Origin of the sequence: Pseudomonas agronomica, assembly GCF_025917275.1 — a bacterium.
In the GTDB taxonomy this organism is placed as follows: Bacteria; Pseudomonadota; Gammaproteobacteria; order Pseudomonadales; family Pseudomonadaceae; genus Aquipseudomonas; species Aquipseudomonas agronomica.
On sequence record NZ_JAOSHO010000742.1, the window covers coordinates 1 to 1874 of the forward strand.

2 protein-coding genes are annotated in these 1874 nt (G+C 64.6%); one reads left to right on the plus strand and one right to left on the minus strand.

Features of this window, described 5'->3' with window-relative positions:
- The coding region (locus OC610_RS26740; protein ID WP_264432247.1) for a fatty acid desaturase at nucleotides 1-715 on the minus strand (715 nt) is incomplete at its 3' end.
- A gap of 103 nt (nucleotides 716-818) precedes the next feature.
- Between OC610_RS26740 and OC610_RS26745 the strand changes: the two genes are divergently transcribed.
- Nucleotides 819-1823, plus strand: coding sequence for an AraC family transcriptional regulator (locus OC610_RS26745; protein WP_264432250.1), 1005 nt, complete (start codon nucleotides 819-821; stop codon nucleotides 1821-1823).
- Nucleotides 1824-1874: the final 51 nt, after the last annotated feature.

Genomic DNA, 1874 nt, shown 5'->3' on the forward strand with positions numbered 1-1874 from the left:
CGGCGATATCGATGACGTGCATCGTCGCGAGGGTGCTCGCTGACCAATCAATCGAAGTGCCCAACAGCCCAGCCACCGCGTTGATCCCATGGAAACCGAGGAACACGTACCAGGCGCCCCAGTGCAACAGCGCCAGCGGGAAGTACACCTTCAGCGTGCGCTTGAGGATGCTGCGCTTGTGTGCCCAGGTCTTGGCTCGCAGCAGGCGGATGAACGCCGACATCACGTTGTCGCCGACCATCAGCAAACGCGCCAATCCCCAAGGTTCGCCATTGGTGATGGCCCGCTCTTCCATGTCCGCCTCGCTGCCGGACACCTTGTGATGATTGAGGTGCAGATGGCGGCGGATCCATGGATTGATGGTGCTCGGCCGCGCCAGCCACACCAGGCCCATCATCAGGTTGTGGGGCAGGCGCTGCTTGCGGAAATACATGCTGTGGATCAGATCATGTTCAAGCTCATGGGTCAGGGAGGCGAAAAACGCGTTGAGCAGCAGACAGGCCCAACCAGCCAGGTAACCGTTGATGTAGAGCAGCGCCGAGCCGATCATTCCGGCCAAGGCAAACGCCAGGATGCCCGCGCCCAGCGCGTCCTGATGCTGCAAGATCGGGTAGCGCCGGCGCAATTCCTCGCCCCGGGCCAGGACAACCTGGCGAATGTGGGCGGCTCGCTGTTGTGCATTCAATCGCTCGGGGCTTGCGCAAGTGCCGTGCATGGCTTACATCCTCTGGTAACAACGATGTGCTCATCCTGCCGGGCGTTGTCCCATCGGGTGGTAGCCGTAGACGCCAACCTGTTGACCGCAAGCGCCAATTGTCATGACCGAACCCACCTCCCTCGCCAGCTGGACCCGCGCCCTGCGCAAGCAGCTCGATGCACTGGGCCTGGACAGCCAGGCCTTGTGCGTGGAAGCGGGCCTGGACCCGGCGTTGATGGACGACCCGAACGCACGCTACCCGCTCTCGGCCACCACGCGCCTATGGACGTTGGCGGTGCAGGCCAGCGGCGACCCGGCAATTGGCTTGCGGGTGTCGCGCTTCGTCAGCCCCACCACGTTCCATGCGCTGGGCTACGCCCTGGTGGCCAGCGGCAGTTTGCGCGAGGTGTTCGAGCGGATCGTGCGGTATCACCCGGTGGTCAGCGATGCGCTGACCTTGCAACTGAGCCGCGGCGAAGACCGCTATCGCTTCAGCCTCGATGTCCCGCCGGGACGCCCCGCCCCCGCTTTCGAAGCCATCGACGCGTTTGCCGCGATCTACGTGCGCACCTGCCGCAACCGGCTGGGCCGCGACTACGCACCGCTGGCGGTCTACCTGCGCCGACCGCAACCGTTGGACGCCAGCCCATGGCACAAAGTCTTTCGCGCGCCCGTGCATTTCGCCGCCAGCCAGGATTGCCTGGAATTCAGCCTCGTGGATTTCGACAGCCACCTGGACGATGCGAACCCGGAGCTGGCCGAACACAACGAAACCGTGCTCAAGCGCACCCTCGCCCAACTCCAGCCGTTGACCTGGGAGCGCAAGGTCCGCGCCGCCATCGAAGCCCAGTTGCCCGAAGGCGAACCCAGCGCCGAACGCATCGCCCAGGCCATGCACCTGAGCCTGCGCAGCCTGCAGCGACACCTGGCCGACGAAGGCTGCCGCTTCGACGCGCTGCTCAACGAATGCCGGGAGAATCTGGCGCTGCTACACCTGCGCGATCCGCAGTGCTCGCTGAGTGAGGTCAGTTACCTGCTGGGTTTCGCCGACACCAGCAGCTTCAGTCGCGCGTTCAAGCGTTGGACGGGCATGACGCCGGGGCAGTTTCGGGATGGGTTACGGTAGGGATTTGCAGTGCCTGGGCTGGCCCTATCGCGAGCAAGCTCGCTCCCACAG